General features: G+C 47.7%; 18 protein-coding genes. 14 read left to right on the top strand and 4 right to left on the bottom strand.

Annotation, left to right across the window (positions count from 1 at the left end; genetic code table 11):
* The first annotated feature begins 36 nt into the window (after positions 1-36).
* From OXH00_02395 to OXH00_02330, 14 genes are all read left to right on the top strand, one after another.
* On the top strand, positions 37-900 hold the full coding sequence (locus OXH00_02395; protein MCY3739852.1) for a glucose 1-dehydrogenase: 864 nt from the start codon (positions 37-39) through the stop codon (positions 898-900).
* A 48-nt stretch (positions 901-948) separates the two neighbouring features.
* Positions 949-1,800, top strand: coding sequence for a phytanoyl-CoA dioxygenase family protein (locus OXH00_02390; protein ID MCY3739851.1), 852 nt, complete (start codon positions 949-951; stop codon positions 1,798-1,800).
* 18 nt (positions 1,801-1,818) lie between these two features.
* Complete coding sequence (locus tag OXH00_02385; GenBank protein MCY3739850.1) at positions 1,819-3,078, top strand: AAA family ATPase; 1,260 nt, start codon at positions 1,819-1,821, stop codon at positions 3,076-3,078.
* The gene (locus OXH00_02380; protein ID MCY3739849.1) at positions 3,075-3,683 is read left to right on the top strand and encodes a DUF4276 family protein; all 609 of its coding nucleotides are present in this window, start codon (positions 3,075-3,077) and stop codon (positions 3,681-3,683) included. Before OXH00_02385 ends, OXH00_02380 begins: the two co-directional genes overlap by 4 nt.
* Positions 3,684-3,846: 163 nt before the next feature.
* On the top strand, positions 3,847-5,253 hold the full coding sequence (locus OXH00_02375) for a sulfatase-like hydrolase/transferase (GenBank protein ID MCY3739848.1): 1,407 nt from the start codon (positions 3,847-3,849) through the stop codon (positions 5,251-5,253).
* 219 nt (positions 5,254-5,472) lie between these two features.
* Positions 5,473-6,876, top strand: a complete 1,404-nt coding sequence (locus OXH00_02370) for a sulfatase-like hydrolase/transferase (GenBank protein MCY3739847.1) — start codon at positions 5,473-5,475, stop codon at positions 6,874-6,876.
* A gap of 57 nt (positions 6,877-6,933) precedes the next feature.
* Positions 6,934-7,152 (top strand): hypothetical protein, encoded by a 219-nt coding sequence (locus OXH00_02365; protein MCY3739846.1) that lies wholly within the window; start codon positions 6,934-6,936, stop codon positions 7,150-7,152.
* Positions 7,149-7,418: a hypothetical protein gene (locus tag OXH00_02360; protein MCY3739845.1), complete on the top strand. Its 270-nt coding sequence runs from the start codon at positions 7,149-7,151 to the stop codon at positions 7,416-7,418. Before OXH00_02365 ends, OXH00_02360 begins: the two co-directional genes overlap by 4 nt.
* A gap of 251 nt (positions 7,419-7,669) precedes the next feature.
* Positions 7,670-8,251 carry a Uma2 family endonuclease gene (locus OXH00_02355; protein MCY3739844.1) on the top strand — a complete coding sequence of 194 codons (582 nt, stop codon included), beginning with the start codon at positions 7,670-7,672 and terminating at the stop codon, positions 8,249-8,251.
* A 254-nt stretch (positions 8,252-8,505) separates the two neighbouring features.
* Positions 8,506-9,717 (top strand): transposase, encoded by a 1,212-nt coding sequence (locus tag OXH00_02350; protein ID MCY3739843.1) that lies wholly within the window; start codon positions 8,506-8,508, stop codon positions 9,715-9,717.
* Between the two features lie 55 nt (positions 9,718-9,772).
* Positions 9,773-10,621 carry a GHMP kinase gene (locus OXH00_02345; protein MCY3739842.1) on the top strand — a complete coding sequence of 283 codons (849 nt, stop codon included), beginning with the start codon at positions 9,773-9,775 and terminating at the stop codon, positions 10,619-10,621.
* Positions 10,622-10,648: 27 nt separating this feature from the next.
* Positions 10,649-12,658 (top strand): hypothetical protein, encoded by a 2,010-nt coding sequence (locus tag OXH00_02340; protein ID MCY3739841.1) that lies wholly within the window; start codon positions 10,649-10,651, stop codon positions 12,656-12,658.
* A 109-nt stretch (positions 12,659-12,767) separates the two neighbouring features.
* Positions 12,768-13,700, top strand: a complete 933-nt coding sequence (locus OXH00_02335; protein ID MCY3739840.1) for a sugar kinase — start codon at positions 12,768-12,770, stop codon at positions 13,698-13,700.
* Between the two features lie 138 nt (positions 13,701-13,838).
* Positions 13,839-14,801 (top strand): ABC transporter ATP-binding protein, encoded by a 963-nt coding sequence (locus tag OXH00_02330; protein MCY3739839.1) that lies wholly within the window; start codon positions 13,839-13,841, stop codon positions 14,799-14,801.
* Positions 14,802-14,808: 7 nt separating this feature from the next.
* Here OXH00_02330 and tgt read toward each other — a convergent pair whose 3' ends face one another.
* The 4 genes from tgt to OXH00_02310 form a co-directional block, all read right to left on the bottom strand.
* Entirely contained in the window at positions 14,809-15,954 is a 1,146-nt protein-coding gene (gene tgt, locus OXH00_02325; GenBank protein MCY3739838.1) for a tRNA guanosine(34) transglycosylase Tgt, read from the bottom strand.
* Positions 15,955-16,122: 168 nt separating this feature from the next.
* Entirely contained in the window at positions 16,123-18,666 is a 2,544-nt protein-coding gene (locus tag OXH00_02320) for a pre-peptidase C-terminal domain-containing protein (protein MCY3739837.1), read from the bottom strand.
* 157 nt (positions 18,667-18,823) lie between these two features.
* Complete coding sequence (locus OXH00_02315; protein ID MCY3739836.1) at positions 18,824-20,269, bottom strand: DUF1501 domain-containing protein; 1,446 nt, start codon at positions 20,267-20,269, stop codon at positions 18,824-18,826.
* A gap of 192 nt (positions 20,270-20,461) precedes the next feature.
* Positions 20,462-22,963: a DUF1549 and DUF1553 domain-containing protein gene (locus tag OXH00_02310; GenBank protein MCY3739835.1), complete on the bottom strand. Its 2,502-nt coding sequence runs from the start codon at positions 22,961-22,963 to the stop codon at positions 20,462-20,464.
* Between the last annotated feature and the right edge of the window lie 56 nt (positions 22,964-23,019).

Below are 23,019 nucleotides of genomic sequence, written 5' to 3'. Positions count from 1 at the left end.
TTTTCAATCTACTGTTTAGTATATCATATAAAATAAATGAAAGCAAAATATGATTTTTCAAAGGGTGAACGCGGCAAATTCTATAACCCAAAAGCCGTCTTTAATATTTCCAATCCCGATGGAAAAGATGTAGGACCAAAAATGCGATTGAATGACAAAATTGCTATTGTTACAGGAGCAGGACGCGGTATCGGCAAAGCGGTGGCTCTTCGGTTTGCTGAAGAGGGAGCGAAAGTCGTCGTTGATGATGTGAATGATGCCAACGGTGCTGAAACTGTCGCTGCGATCACTGATGCAGGCGGCGAGGCGATGTTTGTTAACGCTGATGTCTCCAATATTGCCGATGCTGAGCGGCTTATTGCTGAGGCTACTGATGCCTACGGCACGGTTGACATTTTGGTGAACAACGCTATCTGCTCGACAGCCGACGTGCTAAACAACAATTGGGAAGCGAACTTAGCGGTCGCGCTCCGAGGTACCAGCCACTGTTCAGATACTGTCATTCCCCTGATGCAGCAGAACGGAGGTGGAAGCATTGTTAATGTTGCTTCTGTCAACGGACTCATAGGGTTGCAGGCTATTCACGCCTATTCTGCTGCGAAGGGTGGTGTTATCGCATTGACCCGCTCAATGGCAGTTGCACACGGCAAGGATAACATCCGTATCAACTGCATCTGTCCGGGAACGATTCAGACCGAAGTCTGGGAACCGATGCTTGAACGTAACCCTCAAATCTTAGACGAAATCACGCCGTGGTATCCGTTAGGACGGATCGGACAACCCGTTGACATCGCGAACGCTGCACTCTTCCTCGCTTCTGATGAAGCCAGTTTCGCGACAGGTGCTGTCTTTGTCATCGACGGCGGGCTAACTGCAGGCAACCATCAGTTTCCAATTTGACAACATACAGAAGGAAGTATCCGAGAAATTAACATACGGAGAAGTATAATGGTAACTCAAGAACAAATCGACTTTTTTCAGGAAAACGGGTATGTTAAGTTTGGCAGAGTTTTAGATAACGATGGCGTGGAAACCATGCGTGCGGGATTAGATGCCGTTATTGAACTGGAACTCAACGAAGGCGATGATTCTTCGCCAGAGTTCAAGTACGGACACGACCGGCGTGAAGATAAACTCAATCGCGGTAGTGGTCACCCGCGTGCGATACATCAGTATATCAATATGTGGAAACGTGAACCGAGTTACGAGGCAGCTATCCACAACCCACTCATTGCGGGGACAGCGCGCGCACTTCTGAATACCCCCGAAGTCCGACTCTGGCACGATCAAATCATCTCCAAGCCGCCACACGATAATGGACACTTCGGATTCCATCATGACTTCTTCTTTTGGCCCCTCAGCCCACCGAACATCGTGAGCTGCTGGCTGGCTTTGGACGATGCGACAGTTGATAGTGGTTGTATGCATGTTATGCCGAAAAGCCATAAAGATGAACGGTTCTCGGTTGCAGCCAGAGCAGCATTCAACGCGGCATCCGCAAAAGCAAGCGAAGAAGGAAGCGAACCGCCTCCGAACCCGTGGACAGAGAGACGGGACTTGGACATCAGTCACGGTATCCCAGTGGAGCTGAAAGCAGGCGAGTGTATGTTTCATCACTGCCTCAACTGGCACGGAACACCGCCAAACGTTACGGATCATCAACGTAGAGCATTTGTCATGATTTTCATGGCGCAGGATGTCTGCTATAACAACACACAATCTCCGGGGCACGTCCTTGTTCCGGCAATTGAGGTTGCGGATGGCGAGCCGCTTGTCGGTGATGGATTTCCAGTAGCGTAACAAGGTTTGAATAGAAAAATGAAAGATTCAACGTTTATTACAAGAGTTGTTCTGAAAAACTATAAGAGCATCGCTGCGTGTGATGTGCAGTTGCAACCCCTGACGTTCCTTGTAGGTCGTAACGGTTCGGGCAAGAGCAATTTTCTTGATGCACTGCGATTCGTTGCCGATGCGTTGAATACATCGCTGGGTCATGCGTTACGCGATCGCGGAGGTATCAACGATGTCCGCCGCCGTTCACGTGGGCACCCGCACCACTTTAGCATCCGCTTGGAGTTTATTTTGCCCGAAGGTTTTACCGGATACTATGCCTTTCGAATCGGTGCTGGTAAAAGCGAAGGACACAATGAGTATAGGGTTCAGACAGAAGAATGTAAATTGCAGAATGAGAAACTTCTGAAACCTGAAGTATACTTTCGCGTTGACGAAGGCGTTTTAACTGATACAAGTGTAGAAGTTGCTCCCGCAGCTGCGCCTGATCGTCTCTATTTGGTAAATGCTTCCGGGTTACCCGAATTTCGTGCTGTCTATGATGCATTTTCTCAAATGGGATTTTACAACCTCAATCCCGATAAAATTCGGGAACTCCAAAACCCGGATCCTGGAGACGTGCTTATGCGTGATGGTGGTAATCTTACAAGCGTGCTCACCCGACTTGCACCCACTGTGAAAACAGATATTGAGGAATATTTAGAGAGTGTTGTGCCCGGTGTACATGCAGTTGATGTCAAAGCGTGGGGGCCCATGGCAACATTAGAATTCAGGCAGAAAATTGCGGGGGACAAGTACCCATGGCGGTTCCATTCAAATAACATGTCTGATGGCACGCTCCGCGTATTGGGAATTCTGGTAGCACTGTTTCAGGGAGATCACAATGACCAAAAACGCGTACCTCTCGTTGGAATTGAGGAACCAGAGATCGCGCTTCATCCCGCAGCAGCAGGAGTTTTGCTTGATGCTCTTCGGGACGGTGCCCACAAGACACAAGTGGTTATCACCAGTCACAGTCCGGACCTCCTTGAAGACAAGCACTTGGATGTGGATTCAATTCTCGCTGTTGAAGCGTATGATGGAAATACGGTAATTGCCCCTGTTGACGAAGTTAGCAGGTCTGTCGTGCGCGATAAACTGTTTACAATAGGAGAACTTCTACGTAAGGATCAATTGGAACCTGATGAGGCATCTGTCATTTCCCCTGAAAAGGCAAAACAACTTCATTTATTCGATTTAGAAAAAAAGAGTTCTAGTTCAATAAAGAATAAGGAAAAACGCAGATGACAGTCAAAGTCAGTTGCATTGTTGAGGGGGAGGGCGATGTGGCAGCTGTACCGCTCCTGATTCGACGCATCGCAGCCGAACTTTATCCAGAATTGGCGATCAACACACCGCGCCCTATCCGTGTTCATAGGAATCAAGTTGTTCAACCAGATAAACTTGAGCAAGAAGTTGAATTAGCAGCTCGGAGAATTGGCGGGCAAGGAGCTATATTTATTATCCTTGACAGTGATGATGACTGTCCAGCGGAACTAGGGCCTGCGCTCCTTGAGCGAGCGTTACAAACTCATGGCAATTTACCGATTGCTGTCGTGCTGGCAAAATGTGAATTTGAGGCATGGTTCCTTGCGGCAGCCGAATCCATCCGCGGGCGGAGAGGGTTAAGAAATGATATTCACTCTCCAGAAAATCCAGAGGCAATCCGAGACGCGAAGGGGTGGTTGAGCAACCGGATGGAGAATAGCAAAAAATATCATGAAAAGCGGGACCAGCCTGCTCTCACAGATAGTTTCGACCTTGAGCAAGCACGTCGTGTAGATTCGTTTGACAAATGCTATCGAGACATCGTTCGCCTTCTCGGTGAATTGCAAGACAGAACCGAAGTATAGTTGTCAGTACGATTTTTTTGCGAAAAATCTTTTGGTACTCGGTTTTCGGTAAGAGGCTATTGTGTCTGGAACATCTCCTGTTACTGCCACAAGAAACCTCTTTACCAGAGGTTTCCGACAACCGACAACTGACAACCGATAACTGTTCTATGGAGGATTCAATATGGAACAACAAAAACCTAATGTTATTTTTATTTTGACGGACGATCAGGGACCTTGGGCTGCAGGCTGCTGCGGTAATGATGAGGTACGGACACCTTATCTCGACCAGATGGCTTCAGAAGGCACCCGCTTCCCGAATTTTTTCTGCACAAGTCCTGTCTGCTCGCCTGCACGTGCGAGTCTGATGACCGGACGTATCCCGTCAGCACACGGTGTACACGACTGGATCCGCGACGGAAACATGCCGCCAGATCCCGCTCAATACCTTGAAGGCTTGACCTGTTATACGGATGTTCTTGCGGAGAATGACTACACGGTCGGATTGAGTGGTAAGTGGCACCTTGGTGATAGCTTGACACCGCAACACGGGTTCAGTCACTGGTTCGCGCTACTCACCGGGGGAAGCAAGTACAACGATGCGGATATGATTCGAGACGGGCAGGTAGAAATGCAACCCGGTTACCTCACCGACGTGATTACCGATGATGCATTGGATTTCATCTCAGCGAACAAAGCGGGACCGTTCTATCTCAGCGTTAACTATAACGCGCCGCATACACCGTTTACAGGTCATCCCCAAGACCTCGTTGACTCTTACGACGATTGTCCATTCAAGACGTGTCCACAAGAGGCATTGCATCCGTGGGCGGTGCAGGGTGCAGCGGCACACATGGGCAATCGCGAATCGTTGAAGGGCTATTTCGCAGCGATAACGGCACTCGATTTAAATGTCGGACGGATTCTGGATCGGCTTGCAACGTTAGGTATCCGTGAAAATACACTCGTTGTCTTCAGTAGTGATAACGGTTACTCGTGTGGACATCACGGATTTTGGCATAAAGGCAACGGTACATTCCCACTGAACATGTATGAAAACTCCGTTAAGGTTCCGTTCATCGTTAGTCATCCGGGTAGCATTCCAGAAGGACGCGTCAGTGAAGCGATGGTAAGCCAGTACGATTTCATGCCAACACTCCTTGACTATCTCGGTTTACCCGATCCGAATGATGATATGTCGCCTGGCAGAAGTTTTGTTCCTGCGCTTTCTGGAGAGACGAATGATGCGAAAGATGAGATTGTTATTTACGATGAGTACGGGCCTGTCCGCATGATTCGGACGCAAGAGTGGAAATATGTCCATAGGTATCCTTACGGTCCGCATGAATTATACGATTTGGTGAATGATCCGGGTGAACGGAAAAATCTGATAGATGACAAATCTCAGAATGCTCGTATCGGTGATATGCGTCAACAGATGGGGGCATGGTTTGAAAGATACGTCCTGCCGGAATTAGATGGGGCGCGATGCTCGGTTACGGGTGGTGGGCAAGCAGCAAAAATCGGAGAAGGAAATTACGGTGAAAATTCCTTCCATCCCAGATATGCCCCTCCTCGACGAAATGTGTAGACAACATATCTTCATCTGAATCAGATATGCTGAATGCTATACGCGCATTTAGCGTCGATTGAGTAATATCAAATGGAGGCATGCATGTCAGCTCAGGCGAAAAACGGGAGCCCGAATATTTCGCGGCGGCGTTTTTTTAAGCACATAGGCACTGGTACTGTTGCTGCGGCAGTTACACCAGCGGTCCTTATCGGTGCAGAGAAAACAGGAGAGAATCAAATGCAAAACCAACCAAATGTCATTTTTATTCTCACGGATGACCAAGGCCCCTGGGCTGCTGGCTGTTGTGGTAATGATGAAGTCCGCACACCTTTTATTGACCAGCTTGCTTCAGAGGGGACACGTTTTCCCAATTTTTTCTGCACTACTCCGGTATGTTCACCGGCACGTGCGAGCCTGATGACTGGACGCATCCCTTCTGCACATGGCGTTCATGATTTTGTCCCTGTCGGAAACATACCACCAAATCCGATACGTTATCTTGAAGGACTTACCTGCTATACCGACGTACTCGCTGACAATGGCTACACTGTTGGACTCAGTGGTAAATGGCACCTCGGCGATAGCCTCTCGCCACAACACGGGTTTAGCCATTGGTTCGCTATGCCCAGGGGGGGCAGCAAGTACAACAACGCAGATATGATCCGAAATGGGAAGGTAGAAGCGCAACCTGGCTATCTTACTGACGTAATTACCGATGATGCGTTGGACTTCATTTCTGCGAATAGTGAAGCCCCGTTCTACCTGAGTGTCCACTATAACGCCCCGCATACCCCGTTTAATGGGCATCCGAAAGACATTGTGGATTCTTATGATGATTGCCCGTTCAAGACGTGTCCGCAGGAAGCATTGCACCCGTGGGCGGGCCGAGGCACCCTCCCTCACATGGGAAATCGCGAGTCGTTGAAAGGTTATTTCGCAGCGATAACAGCACTCGATTTAAACGTTGGCAGGATTTTAGAACGACTTTCTGAATTAGGTATCCGCGAAAATACGCTCATCGTTTTCAGTAGCGATAATGGATATTCGTGTGGACATCACGGATTTTGGCACAAAGGCAACGGGACATTCCCACTGAATATGTATGAGAATTCGGTTAAAGTGCCTTTTATCATGAGCCATCCCGGTAAGATACCTGAGGGAAGCGTCAGCGAAGCAATGGTGAGTCAATACGATTTCATGCCGACACTTCTCGATTATCTCGGTTTACCGGATCCGAATGACGATATGTCCCCTGGCAGAAGTTTTGTACCAGCACTTACCAGAAAAACAAACGATGCGCAAGATGAGATCGTTGTATTTGATGAATACGGGCCTGTCCGTATGATCCGAACACAAGAGTGGAAATATGTTCACCGCTATCCTTACGGACCCCATGAGTTGTACGACTTAGCGAAAGACCCAAGAGAACGAAAAAATCTGATAGACGACAAATCGCAGAACCCATTGATAAGCGATCTGCGGCGACAGATGGGTGCGTGGTTTGAACGGTACGTAGACCCACGACTGGATGGCACAAGATGTGCAGTTACCGGTAGAGGCCAAAAGGCAAAAATTGGAGATGGGATGTATGGAGAAGATGCCTTCAATCCAAGGGATACAAGTCATCGACAAAACAGATAGGGGTTGTCTGACTCAATCTATGTAATTGTATCAAGAAAAATCAAGATGGAGATATTTATGACTACGAAACTTGAACATGCATTCACAGAAGCATCTAAACTCCCCTCGGAGGAACAAAATATTCTTGCAGAGTGGTTGCTTGCTGAATTGGCATCGGAAAAACGCTGGTCCAAACTTTTTGCCAATTCACAAGATATTTTGGCTACGTTGGGACAAAAAGCCCTTGATGAGCATCAAAAAGGCAAAACACAAGAATTAGATCCGGAGCAAATTTGAATTCAAAAACAACAAGTAGTTTCCGGGATATGCTTGCAACCTTGCCTCGTCAGATTCGGCAGAGCGCGCGGGAAACTTATACACTTTTTAATCTAAATCCTAATCATCCGAGCTTACAGTTCAAAAAAGTCCATAATACGCGCCCAATTTATTCGGTTCGCATAAATGTTGACTATCGAGCTGTAGGTGAAATAGATGAAAACGATATAATTTGGTTTTGGATTGGTCCGCATAGAGAATATGAAAAGCTGCTTAGACGAATTTGATTACTAATTTTATTCTTCAACTAATTGTTGTAAAAGAATTGTAGTTCAAGACTACCAAATTGTAAGTTTTGACTTTCAAAAAAGTTAAGCAGTTGCATCTGGATTTAGAAAATAAACAGGACGGGCACAGTTTCCTGAGTTGCTTCGTTCTCAGTTTTCTACGTTGACTTCAGAACAGATTTCGTGTATGCTATGTAACAAGCAACTAAAACCACAAGGACACAGATTTTCCGTCCGTTAAGGAGAATACCATGACGGCTATTGCTGTGCAAACCCATTTGACACCTGAGGAATATCTGGATTGGGAACGCAAAGCACCCTTCAAAAATGAATATCTCGCCGGACAGATACTCGCGATGTCCGGAGCAAGTCTCGCGCATAATCTCATCACAGGCAATATATTTAATGGACTTTATAACCAATTGGTGGAACGGGAGTGCATCACCTTTACCGGCGAGATGCGTGTGAAGGCAAATCCGTTAACATCTTACTTTTATCCAGATGTCGCTGTCGTCTGTGATGAACCCCGTTTTGAAGATGATGTGTTCGATACGCTCCTCAACCCAACTGTTGTCGTAGAGGTGCTTTCCCGGTCAACAGCAACTTATGACAAGGGCGAGAAATTCGAGTCTTATAAGCAGATCGCGTCCTTGCAAGAATACATCCTTGTTTCGCAAGATAGGGTAAACGTTGAACGCCATTTTCGCTTAGAAATGCAGTGGAGAGTGATAGAATTTCAGGAGCTTGCGGACATCCTGCGCCTGGATTCAATTCGCTGCGAACTGCCTTTGGGGCACATCTATAGACGCGTCAAATTTACAGATACGCCCTGATCCCACCGCAGACGCACTGTGTAAGTCCTATTTCTAACTTTAAGTATTTTATCTAATCTTCCGCTACAAAACCCAATCCTTCAGGTTTGGGATGTCGTAGCGGTTAAGCGGTTATGTGAAGAAAAAACTTGACAATCGCCTAAAAATATAGTATAACATAAATATCAAGTTGGCAGACATGAACAGCGTCGCTGCTTAGTGGCGTGTCTGCCTGCCCACTGTTCAGGGGTTAAAGACTTCAGACTTGAGATCCCATGAGAAACACAAAATATAAACCTTTTTTTGATCCTATCCTCGCATTACTCCATCAACAAATGGATATTTGTGGCATTGTGCGTAATCATTTCATCGCCTTGTCTCGACGCTATTACCGAATGTATGGGGAAGGGCTTTCGTATAAACAGATGAGTGCCCATTTGACGAAGTTGAAGAAACTCGAGCAGTATAAGCATTGGAATATTCCTTATGCGTGGAGCCTTCAACAAGTTATTAGAGACTTGGCACGTTCTTACCGAGAAATAAAAACGCTTGGTCGGGGTCGCCCACGGTTTAAGAAAGCCAAAAATCATCGGGGGATTAGATTTGATGGTTCTCAAATCGAACTCCGTCACGTCTTGCCTAAACAGAAAGGTCAACGTAAATATCCTGTTTATGAGTTGGTAGCAGGGGGTATGACTTATAGATTTTCTATGCATCGTCGGATCGTAGGTGAAATAAAGCAAGTTGCATTTACGCGTGACGCTATTGGCGAAATATATTTGACGCTTACTGAAGATTTTGTGGAATCTGTGCCAGAACCTAAGACTGGTAAAGCGGAAGGGTTCGATATTGGCATCAAAGATTTCCTGACTGGCTCTAATGGTAAAAAATATAAATCTCCAATGTTTTACAAGCAGCAGGAGAAAAAACTTGCCAAAGAGCAGCGTTGTTTGTCGAGAAAAGTCAAAGGTTCAAACAACTATGAACGCCAAAGAAAAGTTGTTGGTCGTATCCATATAAAAACAACTAACCAAAGGTCTGAACATCACTGGAAACTATCTGTCAAATTGTGTCGTTCGTTTGATGTGATGATTTTTGAAAACTTGAATATTGCTGCGATGAAAGCACTCTGGGGCAAGCAAGTCTCGGATCTTTCTTTTAGCAGTTTTTTGAATAAACTGAAACATCAAACCGACAAACGGAACCGTATTTTTCATAAAATAGGTCGTTGGATACCAACCACCAAACCTTGTTCGGTTTGTGGGTATAAGAATAATCATTTGACACTTTCGGATCGGCATTGGATGTGTCCTGATTGTGAAACATTTCTTGATCGTGACCATAACGCTGCTGTTAATATTTTACGAGAAGGGTTAGCTTCTCTTGGGTTAGGTGATGTAAGACCTACGATTGTTGATAAGACTTTAGTAGGCTGCACTGTTGAGTCATCCAGTCTGGCTCTGAATTCCACAAGTGCTTTCGCATAACTTTGCGGAAGCCCAAGTCTTTAGACTTGGGTCTATCACTGTTGAAAGGAACGAAATGGCGAGAGCATTTGCCCCTGGTAACATTTCGTGTGTTTTCAAGGTTATTCCGCACGCCGATCCGGCGCGTATGCACTCGCTCGGCATGGGGTTCACTGTTAAAGAAGGCGTAGAGGTCATCGTCTCTGAGTATCATGAGACAGAGGTGCTGTTTAATGGAGAGCATATCAACTTTCCGACGGTACGTGCTGTTGCCAACAGACTCATCGAAAACAGTAGCGTTGTAGGCATAAAAGTAGTTATCACGTCTCCACTACCCCTTGGTTGTGGTTTTGGACTCAGTGGTGCTGCGGCACTCGCAGCTGCTTATGCGCTCAATGCGCTGCTATCCCTGCAGAAAGACACTGAAGAACTCGCAATGATCGCACACGTTGCAGAAGTTGAAAATCGCACGGGGTTGGGTGATGTCTGTTCGCAATATCACGGCGGTTGTCTTGTCAAGTTGAAGGAAGGCTCTCCTTTAACTGCCGATAGCCTACCGATTGCAGAACAACCGATCTACTATCGCTACTTCGGACCGATCCAGACAAGCGAGGTGCTCGGAAACAGAGAACAGACGCTTCGGATCAATCGTGCAGCAGATGTTGCGTTGCGTACATTGCAAACGCTTACCAGTGCTAAGCCGAATGCCGACCTCTTTAATGCCTGCTTCGCGGTCTCAAAACAGTTTTCGGTAGAGAGCGGTTTGCTTAGCGATGCACGGGTGATAGATACGATCGCACGCATTGAGGCAGATAGTGGTGTTGCCTCCATGATTATGTTAGGAAACGGTGTTTTTAGTACGCATCCTTTTGAAAATGCTGTCGAAACGAGGCTTGTCCATAATCCTGCACGCCTCATGTTATAAGATGTAACTTCAGATGAAGCAAAAGAAATGAGAATTGTGCTTTTCTTTTCAGTTTTTACGGTATCTGTTGCCTTCGGTGCGGTTGAGATTGAGCATGTATCGTTCGGATTCAACGACGGCTACAAGACAGGTACATGGGCACCTCTGACTATTAGTGTTCGAGGTCAAGATGCGCTTGCTACGCCTATTGGTGTTCCCGGTCAGCGAATAGATCAGACCTATCTGGCAGTGGAAGTTAGAAGTTTTTCTTCAAATACACCTATCCAACGGTATGCGACGCCATTAACTGGCTCACACCGGAAAGACTTCTATATTTATTGTCCGAAAGATGCAACACAACTTGTCATTGAACTCGTACCTGCCCCACAGTCAGGGAACACAATGTCTCAGGACAAAGTGCGCCGCGTGATGCAGGAGAGCGCTTTACCGACACCCCTTGCCCGCAAAGACTTCCTCGTATTGGTGTTGGCACCGAGCGGTGATAAACTAAAACGATTCATTGACAAAAAGCAGTTAGCGGCTCATGACGACGCGTTGGTCCATGTGGCGTACGTAACATCATTGCCACACGACTGGATAGGTTATAGTGCAGTTGATATTCTCGTTATTCGCGAAACGGTCTTGACAGAGAGACGTATCTCTAAAGCCCAACAGACAGCGATGCTTGATTGGGTACAACGTGGCGGTACACTTATTGTCTCTGGCGGCAGTAATTATAAATATCTACGCCAAAGTTTTATAGAACCTTTTCTTCCGGTGAAATTAAAAAAACCGGAGCAAACAGAAACGATTCCGGATGCCGTACACAAACAACTCGGTTTTCAGTCATCGGATGGCAATAGGAACGTGTTTGAACGCATCCCATTTTCCGTGAAGCCCGGAGGTGAAACGTTAATCGGTACAAAGGAAGAGATCTATGTTGCGAAGCGGAACTTTGGAGACGGTCAGATTGTCTGTCTTGCGTTTGATTACAATGCCTCGCCCTTTGGCGTAAGCGGAAAAAATATAGAACAGTCGGAACGACAGGTGGGTGAAACATTCTGGAGCGAATTTCTGAGTAGATACGGTAAATCTCCGCGGCACCTCGCAGACCGATATGCCCTTGCGCTCCAACACGAGGAAAAAATTTACCGACAATTTTCATCAGTTTCTGTCAAAACTGGACCGACACAAGTGCCGCTTATTAAACTACTGGCTATAGTTTTACCAATATATTTGTTGAGTTTTGGTGGTTTCTTATTGCACTTTGGGAAGTCTCTGAAGTCCCGCGATCACGATCATCGTGATGGCGTGCTTCAGCAGAAGCGAAAGGCACGCACCTATTGGATAGGCGGACTTCTCTTTGTTCTACTCTCGTTGAGTACAATTGCAGTCGCGAGAAACATTTTACCAAATAGCGTTACAGCGAATCGTTTGTCAATTTTGTCAATCTATCCTGATCGGAATCGTGCACACTTGCAAAGCTACGTCTCTCTCAGAGCTACGACGCGTGCTGAAACGTCCATTGATCTCATAAAAGGGAGTTTTATTCGTCATCAAGAAACTGAGAATCCTCAAAAACTTGGAACATTGGTTCAGGATTCACATATTCAACTACGAGGTCTACCGGTGGAGCCGTGGCATCCGACGACTTATGTGCAAGAAACATTTTTGGATACGTCAGAAGTTCCGCGTATTCTTGAAAACGCGTGGCACGTTATAGGTAAAGAGATGACTTACTTAGGGAATGTCACACTTGATACCGAATTGGAGCCTGAGTTTTCAACAGCAGTTCTTCGGCGGCGCGTAACACCTGCGATGCCACCTGATAAAGACTTGCATGGTACGCGGAAGTGGTTTGCACAAATTCTACGGCAGGAGCAGGTGTTACGACATTTAGCAGCGGAGACGGACGCGCCCCTGTCGCCTTCTTATCGAATCGGATGGACTTCGCAAGGTTTTACGGACATCGTAGGGGTTAGGTTACCTAACCCCTACGGAAATGTTAAGACAAATAACGAAACTTTAGTGATTTTTCGACGCATTACTCGACTTTAAAGGAAAATTGTGGCAGAGTGGTTTTCAGTTAAAGGGATGTCTGATTAATCAAAATCTCTTAACCGACAGCCAACGGCTAATGGCTGAAGCCATTCCAAAGAGGTGAACCATGGACGTGCTATCGCTTGGTATTTACGTCGTTGACGTGCTCGGACGACCGATAGACCAATTCCCCGAAAAAGGCAAATTAGCACTCTTTGATGAACTCGAAATCCATACCGGAGGTTGTGCGAATAACACGGCTCTTGTGCTTTCGCGTTTAGGCATTCATGCGGGTGCGATGGGTAAAATTGGCACCGATGCTTTCGGGGATCTGATCCTGCAAACACTTAAAGACAACGACGTTGACGTAACTGGCATGCGCCAAGATCCCGACGTTAGCACCTCATTCACATTTGTCGCGATTGCTTCTGATGGCGAACGGACTTTCTATCACTACATCGGCGCGAACGGTGAACTCTGTGAAGCAGACCTTAATTGGGAACTTATTAAAACCACCAAGATTTTGCACATCGCTGGTGCGCTCGTCATGCCGAGTTTTGATGGCGCGCCGATGGCAAACATCCTTCGAGAAGCGAAAAGCCTGGATATAACCACTTCGCTCGACACAGCATACGATGCGACTGGAAAGTGGATGGAGACGTTAGAACCGTGTTTACATCACGTAGACATCTTTATGCCAAGCATTGTTGAAGCGCGACACCTCACTGGTATGTCCGAATGCCGTGAAATCGCACAATTTTTGCGGAACATCTACAATATCCAAACCATCGCCATTAAAATGGGCGAAAACGGCAGTTATGTCTCCACACCAGAGACAGAACTTTCTGTGCCCGCATATCCGGTCAATGTCGTTGACGCCACGGGGGCAGGTGATGCTTATGTTGCCGGTTTCCTCGCGGGAACCCTTATGGATTGGGACTTACAAGCGACTGCGGAATTGGCATCCGCGACGGGCGCGGCATGCGTCACTGCTATCGGTACTACTGCAGGGATTCAGAATCTTGAAGAGACCTTGAAAATTAACCGTCAGAGGAATTAGTTTTCAGTACGATTTTTTTCAAAAATCTTTCAGTCATCGGTTATCGGTTAAGAACCGTATTGATGTCTGAAGCCTTTCCCTTTACTAAAAACTCTCACTGCGAAACAAACCGTGCTGACAACCGACAACTAAAAAAATATGAATAAGACACCGATTGTTGAAACAGAAAATCTATCCAAATGGTATGGTGAAGTTATGGGGGTGAATGACATAACGCTCACGATTTACCCCGGCATCATCGGTCTACTGGGTCCAAACGGCGCGGGGAAAACAAGTTTAATTAAACTTATGACGGGACAACTCAAACCGAACCAAGGCGAGGTGAAAGTGCTGAACCAGTCGGTATGGAATAACACTGAGTTGACTCGGCGAGTAGGCTACTGCCCAGACATAGAATTGGCATATCAATTCATGAGTGGACTTGAGTTTGTCACCTTTTTCGCCACGTTAAGCGGATATGACAAATCAGAAGTAGAATCCCGAAGTCTACAAGTATTGGAAACGGTGGACATGTTATCGGCAAAGGACCGACCTATCGGCTCCTATAGCAAAGGTATGCGGCAGCGCATCAAACTCGCGCAGGCGTTAGTACACGAACCGGAACTTCTATTTCTTGACGAGCCACTCACGGGTTTAGATCCGAACGGAAGACGGCACGTTCTTGCGCTGTTGAAAGACCTCGCTGACAAAGGTATTAGCATTATCGTTTCAAGTCATATCCTCTACGAGATTGAAGCGTTAACAGAGACAATTTTGCTCATCCACCAAGGACGTATCCTTGCCGAAGGCACTATCTCCGATATCAGGGAGTTGATTGATGAACATCCACATAAAGTCTACTTAAGCACCGATGAACCGCGCCGCTTAGCACAAGTCTGCCTGCCTTTTGCGGATATCCTGAGCGTAACCTTTGTCAATAATGGTAACGCTATGGACGGATCAGAAACAGACATAGCAGGCGATATTATTATCGAAACCGCTAAGCCGGATGCTTTCTATGCCCGACTTCCTGAACTCCTCATTGAAAACGAATTGCACGTCTCCCAACTCTACTCCCCTGATGATAATCTCTCCTCCGTGTTTAAATACTTGGTCGGGTAGCCAGATTTTAAACTACATGACCATCAGGTTGTCCTAACTTCACCAACGCGCCGATATCCGGTTCATCTGCAAGTTTTGCGAAACTCCCGTCACAGATGGCGCGTCGCATTCCACGCATTAAACTGATGTAAAAGTGCAAATTGTGCAAGGTGTGCAGTTGCGAACCGAGAATCTCATTTTCAATATGTAGATGTCGGAGATATGCCCGTGTGAAGTTTTGACAGGTATAACAGGTACATTCCGGATCTAATGGACTGAAATCGCGTCTGTATTTTGAGTTGCGGATACGGATGATACCATCTGTTGTGAACAGGGATCCGTTGCGGGCGTTCCGGGTCGGCATGACACAATCAAACATATCAATCCCGCAGCGTACACCGTAGACCAAGTCTGCAGGCGTACCGACTCCCATTAAGTAACGCGGCTTTTCGTCTGGTAGCAGCGGCGCAGTGTACGCGAGTATCTCGTACATCAACTCTTTTTTTTCGCCGACGCTTAAGCCGCCAATAGCATATCCCGGAAAACCGATTGAGACTGTGCCATCCACGCTCGCCTGACGCAGGTCGCGTTCCATACCGCCCTGCACAATGCCAAAGAGGAGTTGCTTAGGGTTCTGATGCGCCTCTTTACTGCGTGCTGCCCACCGCAACGTCATCTCCATGGAATCCTTAAGATACGCGTAATCGTTTGGTAATGCTGGACACTCGTCGAAGACCATGATAATATCTGCTCCGAGGGCATTCTGGATTTCGATTGAACGTTCAGGAGAGATAAAGTGCTCAGTGCCGTCTATTGTAGAACGGAATGCGACACCCTCTTCAGTAATTGTTCGCAACGGACCGAGACTAAAAACCTGAAATCCGCCACTATCGGTCAAGATCGGACGCTGCCATCCCATAAACGCGTGCAATCCACCTGCCTCTTGGACAATCTCGTGTCCAGGACGGAGGTAGAGGTGATAGGTGTTTGCGAGAATAATTTCCGCCCGAATTTGGTCAGATAGCATTTGCGGGGTGCACGCTTTCACCGTTCCGCGCGTCCCGACAGGCATAAATATAGGTGTATTCACAACACCATGCGCTGTGTGGAGTCTGCCAACCCGTGCTGCAGTGGCTTTATCTTCATGGATAAGTGTATAGGGGGCTTCTATCATGTAGGGTTATCAGTCTTCAGTTATCAGTCTTCAGTAAGAAAGTCGCGAAGTGTGCTAAAGTGCCTAAAGTTTTGAAGTTAGCAACTTTATTAGGGGAAACACCCAAGCAAAAACACTTTCGCACGCTTTACAGACTTCTTTAACTGATAACTGATAACTGATAACTATTTAATGGATAATCTTCGCATTGAGGATAGGGCTATCCTGTACAAATGCTTTACCGTTGATGGTTGCTGAACCTCGGAATTTGAACTGATACGTCTTATCTTCTAAAGAACCGAGCACTTTTAAGGGAACTTTGACTTCGGTTTCATTCACTGGGATAGTGACAGCCTCGGTGGTAAACCCTTCTGGTAAATCAAGCGGTGTCAGTGTAACTTCATCCGTAAAACCGCCTTGCCGGACAATTGTCAGCGTGAGTATCGCCTCCTTTATCGCTGGCGTTTCGATTTCAGTCTTCTCGGTATCTGCAGTCGGGTTCGCTGCAATCGCTACGGTGCCGCCTTGCGGAACTGGCACTGCGTCATCATTTGCTGCTACCGCTGCGGGGAAAACGATGCTAAAGCGCAAAGGTTCCACCGTCACAATAAAGGGTGCTTCAAGAATCGTCAGTGGGATAGCAGGTGTTGACTGACTAACTGCCTCTCTGTTGATCGTCGCTGTGCCTACAACAGAGATATAGTTGATGCCCGGCACGGGTACGACAGAGAACTGTTCCCTCCGCTCAAAACTTCCCGCCTTCACTGAAAGGATTGCCTCATTTTTACCTTCGGCAATAGTGACAGGTTTTGCCGTCACGCGGGGTGGTAAGCCTACCACTGAAAGTGTAATAGGACCTGTGAAGTCGTCGCGCCGATTCGCCGTCACATGAAGGTTGACCGCTTTGTTATGTGTGACACTTGCACTAATTTCAGCGAGCGTCAGCGTGTACTCCGGTGCCTTCATCACTGTCAGAAGCATTGGAGAAGGTGTGGCCGTGCGTTCTACCTGACGACTGCCAACTGCAGAGACTCCAGCGACGGAAAACGGCATCAGCCCAAGTGGCGCGTCCCATGGTGCAGTCACCGTGAGTACAGCTTTGACTTGACCGGTCTCAACAACAGCGGGACTTACCTCGAATGTTTTCGGCAGGGTAGGGCAGTGTAAGCGAATAGGACCGCTGAGTTTATCGAGACGGTTCACGTTAACCTGCATTGTGAAAGTGCCACCTTGACTGACGCGCGGGCTATCGAGAGTAGACGGACGGTTTTGGCTGTCAAGCACGACTGCGCTGAGCGTGAAGTCTGGTTCCAATGGACGGATGTTGAAACGGTATGAATACGCCCCACCGCCTTGGTTGTTCAGATCTCGAATGGCGACAGAATACTTTCCTGCTTCCGTAAAATTCCACTCAATGCGTGCGTCAGCACCACTGGCATCGTCATTGACCATCAAGACCTGTTCTTCCGCTGCATCGTAGGTTTCCATGTCTGTCGCGGCTTCCATCTGTTTTTCTGCACCATAGAGCGTAAGGAGTGCATCAAGTTGTGATGAGAGCCTGAGTGCTTCCACCTCAAAGACGAGAAGTTGAGGTACTTTTATCTCAAATGCAAACCGATCAACATCACCGGATTCGTCAATTTTTCCGTTGATTGTTATCGGTGCGTTTACGGTATTTGCTTTTTCAGCCGTATTGTTGGGTTCAGTTTCTCCCATTTCTGCCAAACTTCCGATGGAGAAGAGGTGTGGATTGCTTGTCAATCCAGAAGGTGTTTTTACTCTGAGTGTCTGTTCACCTGTCGGCGTTTCGGCATTAATTGAGACCTGTATAGCGTTAACAGTTTCGAGATTCGCGCCGGTTACGGCAATCGTATTATCCGTTCCGCGCTGTCCGCCGAGCGGAAAAATTGTCTCAAGGTAAGGTAATTCACCGATACTTAACCGATAACGGAACCCGTTTCCACCTTTGTAGCGGATATCGCGGATATGGAGTGTATATTTACCTGCTTCAGGCGCGGTGTAATTTAGGAGTGAATCTAACCCGTTGCCCTGTCCACTGTTTGCGACTTCAACCCCATTAGCGTCTTGGAGGAGGAGATACGAATCCAGAGGCGATCCTATCCGTTGCGCCGTCACCTCACAGATAAGTTTCGCATCTTTTTTCAGGCTAAAACTGAAACTGTCTTGATCATCAATTGATGCGATTTCACCATTGACGGTAACCGGCAGCTCCAGCCAATTTGACATCTCAGTCTCTTCGGCTGCTTCACTTTCCTTTATTTCTGGTAGGTTACCGACAACGAAGTTTTGTGCGTTGGAAACACCATAAGGCGTAACGATACGCATCTGTTGGATACCTAATGGTGCATTAGGGTCAATCGTTAAGGAGGCGACCAACTGCATGTCGGTAGGAATACGTCCAGAGATCCCATCGCCATTGAAGAGGACAGCTGCTTGCTGCGTTTCCTGTCTAATTTCCGCGGTAATGCCGGTCCCACTGAACCACACCGCCGTTGCCGTGTCGAGGTTTTGACCTTTGAGGGTAATGTCCACGTTCTGTCCGTGTTGCGCGCCTTGCGGAGAGACAGTCGATAGTGCTGGCACAACCTGGGCGTGTGTGAAACCAATTGTTAGAAAAAAAATTGACAGGGAGAGAAAACAGTATTTGAGTGGAAGACGGAAAGTGGAGGAACTGACTCGTCTCCTCGACTTCCGAAATAACTTGTTAGGCATTTTGATTACCTCTTTAGTAGTCATCAGTCACCAGTTATCAGAGGAATAGTCGTCAGTTTTCAGTACGGATTTCTTTCAAAAACCCTTAACCGAAAGGGAACGTACGCGTTCCCCTACTGATAACCTCTCCTCTGACAACTGACGACTGAAAACTATTTTAGAAAATCCCGGCAATCGGTTCGCCTTTCACCAATTCGCGTGGTTGATCTAAATGGTTGTAGACGATCGTGTGCGGATCAATACCGAGTGTATGGTAGACCGTCGCGAGGATGTCGCGTGGATGCACGGGGTTCTCAAGCGGTGTAGACCCTGTTGTATCGGACTTCCCGTAAACCTGTCCGCCTTGGACACCTGCGCCTGCGATTAACCCTGTGTAGCAATAGGGCCAGTGGTCGCGTCCGTCAGGAGCGTTGCTATTACCAGAGGTACTAATACCCATCCGCGGCGAGCGTCCGAATTCACCAATCGCTAAGACGAGTGTATCCTCTAACATCCCACGTTGATCCAAGTCTTCGAGTAGTGAGGAGACAGCACTATCTAACTTCGGGCAGTGAAGGTTCTTCAAGGGACCAAAGTTGGTTGCGTGCGTATCCCATGCTGTGGTGTTTGGATCACCGTTGGCAACAGAGGGCCAGTTCACCTGAACGAACCGAGTGCCTGCCTCGACCAATCGCCGTGCGAGGAGCGCGCTCTGTCCGAAGGTGTGTCTACCGTAGCGATCGCGCATCTCATCTGACTCTTGGGACAGATCGAAAGCGTTGCGTGCCCGCTGGGATAGGATAAGGTTGTACGCCTTCTCATAATACTCGTTCAAGGCGTAGGAGTCCGCCACCTTATCAATTTCGGGCATACTGGCGTTAATCGTCTCAAGGAGATTTTTCCGGCGTTTCAGACGCACGGGTGGCACTTCTGGACGCAAGCTTAAGTCGTCGAGGTTAATATCCTGATTCGGGTCTTGGAAGAGGAAGTACGGATCGTAGGCTCTACCAAGGAACCCGGCGTTCCCGCCTTTGCCGATGATATTACTCTCTTGCATCGGACGTGGGAGTTGTACCGCCGCGAGCATTGGTTCATCGGGTGGTCGGTAATTTGAGATATGCGCTGCGGCATTGGGATGGTCGGCAGGTGAAGGTGGATCAAGCTGCCCAGAAGGAGCAACTTTGTCCGGCGTTTCGCCAGTAACCATCTGATACATTGCAGCGGTGTGGTTGAAAAGCCCTGCTGGTGTGTAGCTTACCGAACGGATCAAGCAGGCTTTGTCCATCTGCTGTGCCAAACGTGGCATCGTCTCAGATAACTGGATCCCCTTTACATTGGTAGGAATCGGTTTGAATTCACCGCGAATATTTGAAGGGGCATCGGGTTTTGGATCCCAGATATCGAGGTGACTAGGACCGCCTTGCAAAAAGAGAAGGATGACCGAGTTGGCTTTTCCCCATCCGTTTAGCGGTTTAGCGGGATCAACTGCCGTATTCGCGTTCGCTTGGAGTGACAATACCTGTGGCAGAGAAATGCCGAGCATCGCCGCACCACCGACACGTAGAAATTCACGACGTGAGAACCCGTCACACAAGCGTCCGGGCAGTTGTGGTAACGATAACATCTATTGTTTCCTCCATTGTTTCGTAGTTGTCGGTTTTCAGTTCGGTTTTTCTGCGAAAAACCTTTCAGTTGGCAGAGGAATAGTCATTGGTTATCAGTTAATCATCTGTGGCAGTGAAAATATGTCTAACTGCCATAAGAGGACTCTTAACTGAAAACTGAAAGCGCAGCGTACTGATAACTGAAGACTATTTTAGCGATTGAATAAGAAGGCGGGACTGTTAATCAATGCCCACAACAGATCTTGTGCGCCTTCTTCCTTAGATTCAGCGTTCGCGATATGTTCAACCGCTACTGCATATTCGCTCTTCTCTGGTAACCGAGAAAATGTTGCGAGATATAATTCTTCAACGAGAGCTCGGTCATCCTGATTCGATTTGATGAGTTGTGCGATACGTCCTTTTGGATCAATGAGTGCTTCTGCGACCGTTGGTCCATTAATGAGATTCATTGCGTGTGCGAGACTCACCTCAGTGGTGCGCTCACATTCGCAGGAAGTTTCGCGTTCGGGTCTACCAAACAGTTTCAAAAATCCATCATCTTTGACCTTGCTGTCTGGCAATTGGACTGCGCGGAAGTTTTTGGGTACCTCTTCGAACCGCGGTCGACTTCCTGTTGCGACCCCGATAGCGTCTAACAACTGTTCTGCCGTCAAGCGTCTTGCGACAGCGTGTGAGAAGTTAATCGTATCTGACTTGTTCCACTTATTCGTCTTGATACTCTGTTGATAGGTTCGGGAACGAACAATCGTTCTCATGATATGCTTGATATCGAATCCGCTGTCCACGAAATCCTTTGTCAATGCGTCGAGTAATTCAGGGTTGCTTGGCGGATTACTCGTGCGGATATCGTCAACAGGTTCAATGATCCCGCGTCCCATGAAGTAGCTCCAGATACGGTTCGCCCCTGCGCGTGCGAACATCGGATTTTCCTTAGAGGTGAGCCACTGAGCGAGCATCTGTTGCTTATTATCGGTTTCTGCTGCAACTTCACCAAATGGAACAGAGGGTTCAACCACTGCTAAGGTTCGGGGATGTTTCACAGGGGTTTCAGTGTAACTGGCGTAGACGATTTCATCTCCGGGTAGCTGCCCCTGTTTCACATTGACATCCGCGAAGAACGCTCCAAGTTCATAGTACTGGTTTTGCGTCCATTTTTCAAACGGATGGTCGTGGCATTTGTTGCATGAGAACCGAACACCTAAGAACAGCTGCGTTGTGTTTTCGACTGCAGCGGTATATTCACGGGATACACGGAAATAACTTGCCGCGGGATTTGCGTAGGTGCTTCCAGTTGCAGTAATCAGGTCCCGCACAAACTGGTCATACGGACGATTCTGTGCGATTGCCTGATGGATCCACTGTTGGAAGAGCCAGACCCCGCGTTCACCGAGGAATTTGCGGTTAGACTGTAGCAGATCTGCCCACTTATGTGTCCAGTGGTCGATAAACTCCGGTGTTTCGACGAGTGTGTCAATCAGTTTTTCCCGTTTGACTTTAGAGGCGGTAGTATCCGCGAGGAAACTCCGGGCCTGTTCGGGTGTCGGTGGGAGCCCTGTCAGATCGAAATAGATACGCCGTACAAACTCTTCATCTGTGCAGAGCTGAGAAGGTAGGATTTTCATCCGCTTCAATTTATTGTGGACGTGTGTATCAATATAGTTATACTCAGGCGTTTGAACCCACTTGTACCCGCTTCTGTCACCCATTACGATGATGCCGTTTGTGCTGTAGGCACCTTCATATCGGGTGAGGATAGCGGTTTCACCGCGGCGTTCTGCGGTTACCACACCGTCATCTGTGATCTTTGCGACCTCATTGACGCTGCTCGTGAATTTTGCTTCACGGGTGACATCTCGCGTTGTGCCATCGGGATAGTGTGCGACGACAATAAGCTGCTGCTTCATACCCGGCATAGCAAGTTCAGCGGTATCGGGTAAGACCTCTAACCTTTCAACGCGCTGTGTGGTTTCGACATCAGAATTCGCCCCTTCTGCTATCCATTGGTGGATGAGTTCATAATCCCGAGACCCCGGTACGACGACTTGCCCCCCTTTGTGTGGCACTTCGGATGTCGGTTTCAGCAACATTAGACTCTGTTCGGGGAAAGCCCTATTGAAGCGTCTGCCGGATATATCCTCAATCAAGAGTTCATAATCAAAATCGGGATCGTAGCCACGGAGAGAGAGTTTGAATCCGTTTTTACCCTTCGCTGCACCGTGGCATGTGCCGTTATTACATCCAGCATGGCTCAGGAGTGGCATAACATCCCGTACGAAACTCACAGGCGGGGCCTCCATACTCTTGACCTCTACGGGTAATTCGGCTCTCACGCCGCTGACAGTAACAATGATTTTCGTTGCGCCAACTGCCATCGGGAATATATAGCTATCTTCATGTACCTTCACCGCGCCAGTAGCGGGTGTTAGCACAGCCCACGGTGTTACATCTACCCATGTGCCATCTTTTGTCTTACCTGACACGAGTACACGTCTGCCATCACGTGCATGCTCCAATGTCAGTGACTCCGGATGAACCCTCAACTTCGTTAAAGCGACACTTGCAAGCCATTCTTCAGCTGTCGGTACTTCGGTACTCGCAGGTCGCGCCATCTCACTTTGCGCTGCTAACTGAAACGCGAAGCAGATGGCAAATGCAACAAGGAGTGTAGTTACAAAGTTAAACCTGGGTTTCATCAAAAATTCGGCGTGGAACCTTCCGGCTGTAGTCGACGGAGGGAACGCCGTCCTCC

Source organism: Candidatus Poribacteria bacterium (genome assembly GCA_026706025.1).
Lineage (GTDB): Bacteria > Poribacteria > WGA-4E > WGA-4E > WGA-3G > WGA-3G.
Note: the sequence above shows the minus strand (reverse complement) of the source record. Positions and strands in the feature narration are given on the sequence as shown.

What these genes read in the sequence shown, in the direction of transcription:
- OXH00_02320 (MCY3739837.1), bottom strand. Translation starts at nt 18,666, where the DNA reads ATGCCTAACAAGTTATTTCGGAAGTCGAGGAGACGAGTCAGTTCCTCC.
- OXH00_02315 (MCY3739836.1), bottom strand. Translation starts at nt 20,269, where the DNA reads ATGTTATCGTTACCACAACTGCCCGGACGCTTGTGTGACGGGTTCTCA.
- OXH00_02330 (MCY3739839.1), top strand. Translation starts at nt 13,839, where the DNA reads ATGAATAAGACACCGATTGTTGAAACAGAAAATCTATCCAAATGGTAT.
- OXH00_02370 (MCY3739847.1), top strand. Translation starts at nt 5,473, where the DNA reads ATGCAAAACCAACCAAATGTCATTTTTATTCTCACGGATGACCAAGGC.
- OXH00_02355 (MCY3739844.1), top strand. Translation starts at nt 7,670, where the DNA reads ATGACGGCTATTGCTGTGCAAACCCATTTGACACCTGAGGAATATCTG.
- OXH00_02345 (MCY3739842.1), top strand. Translation starts at nt 9,773, where the DNA reads ATGGCGAGAGCATTTGCCCCTGGTAACATTTCGTGTGTTTTCAAGGTT.
- OXH00_02350 (MCY3739843.1), top strand. Translation starts at nt 8,506, where the DNA reads ATGAGAAACACAAAATATAAACCTTTTTTTGATCCTATCCTCGCATTA.
- OXH00_02365 (MCY3739846.1), top strand. Translation starts at nt 6,934, where the DNA reads ATGACTACGAAACTTGAACATGCATTCACAGAAGCATCTAAACTCCCC.
- OXH00_02335 (MCY3739840.1), top strand. Translation starts at nt 12,768, where the DNA reads ATGGACGTGCTATCGCTTGGTATTTACGTCGTTGACGTGCTCGGACGA.
- OXH00_02395 (MCY3739852.1), top strand. Translation starts at nt 37, where the DNA reads ATGAAAGCAAAATATGATTTTTCAAAGGGTGAACGCGGCAAATTCTAT.
- OXH00_02385 (MCY3739850.1), top strand. Translation starts at nt 1,819, where the DNA reads ATGAAAGATTCAACGTTTATTACAAGAGTTGTTCTGAAAAACTATAAG.
- OXH00_02340 (MCY3739841.1), top strand. Translation starts at nt 10,649, where the DNA reads ATGAGAATTGTGCTTTTCTTTTCAGTTTTTACGGTATCTGTTGCCTTC.
- tgt (MCY3739838.1), bottom strand. Translation starts at nt 15,954, where the DNA reads ATGATAGAAGCCCCCTATACACTTATCCATGAAGATAAAGCCACTGCA.
- OXH00_02380 (MCY3739849.1), top strand. Translation starts at nt 3,075, where the DNA reads ATGACAGTCAAAGTCAGTTGCATTGTTGAGGGGGAGGGCGATGTGGCA.
- OXH00_02390 (MCY3739851.1), top strand. Translation starts at nt 949, where the DNA reads ATGGTAACTCAAGAACAAATCGACTTTTTTCAGGAAAACGGGTATGTT.
- OXH00_02375 (MCY3739848.1), top strand. Translation starts at nt 3,847, where the DNA reads ATGGAACAACAAAAACCTAATGTTATTTTTATTTTGACGGACGATCAG.
- OXH00_02310 (MCY3739835.1), bottom strand. Translation starts at nt 22,963, where the DNA reads ATGAAACCCAGGTTTAACTTTGTAACTACACTCCTTGTTGCATTTGCC.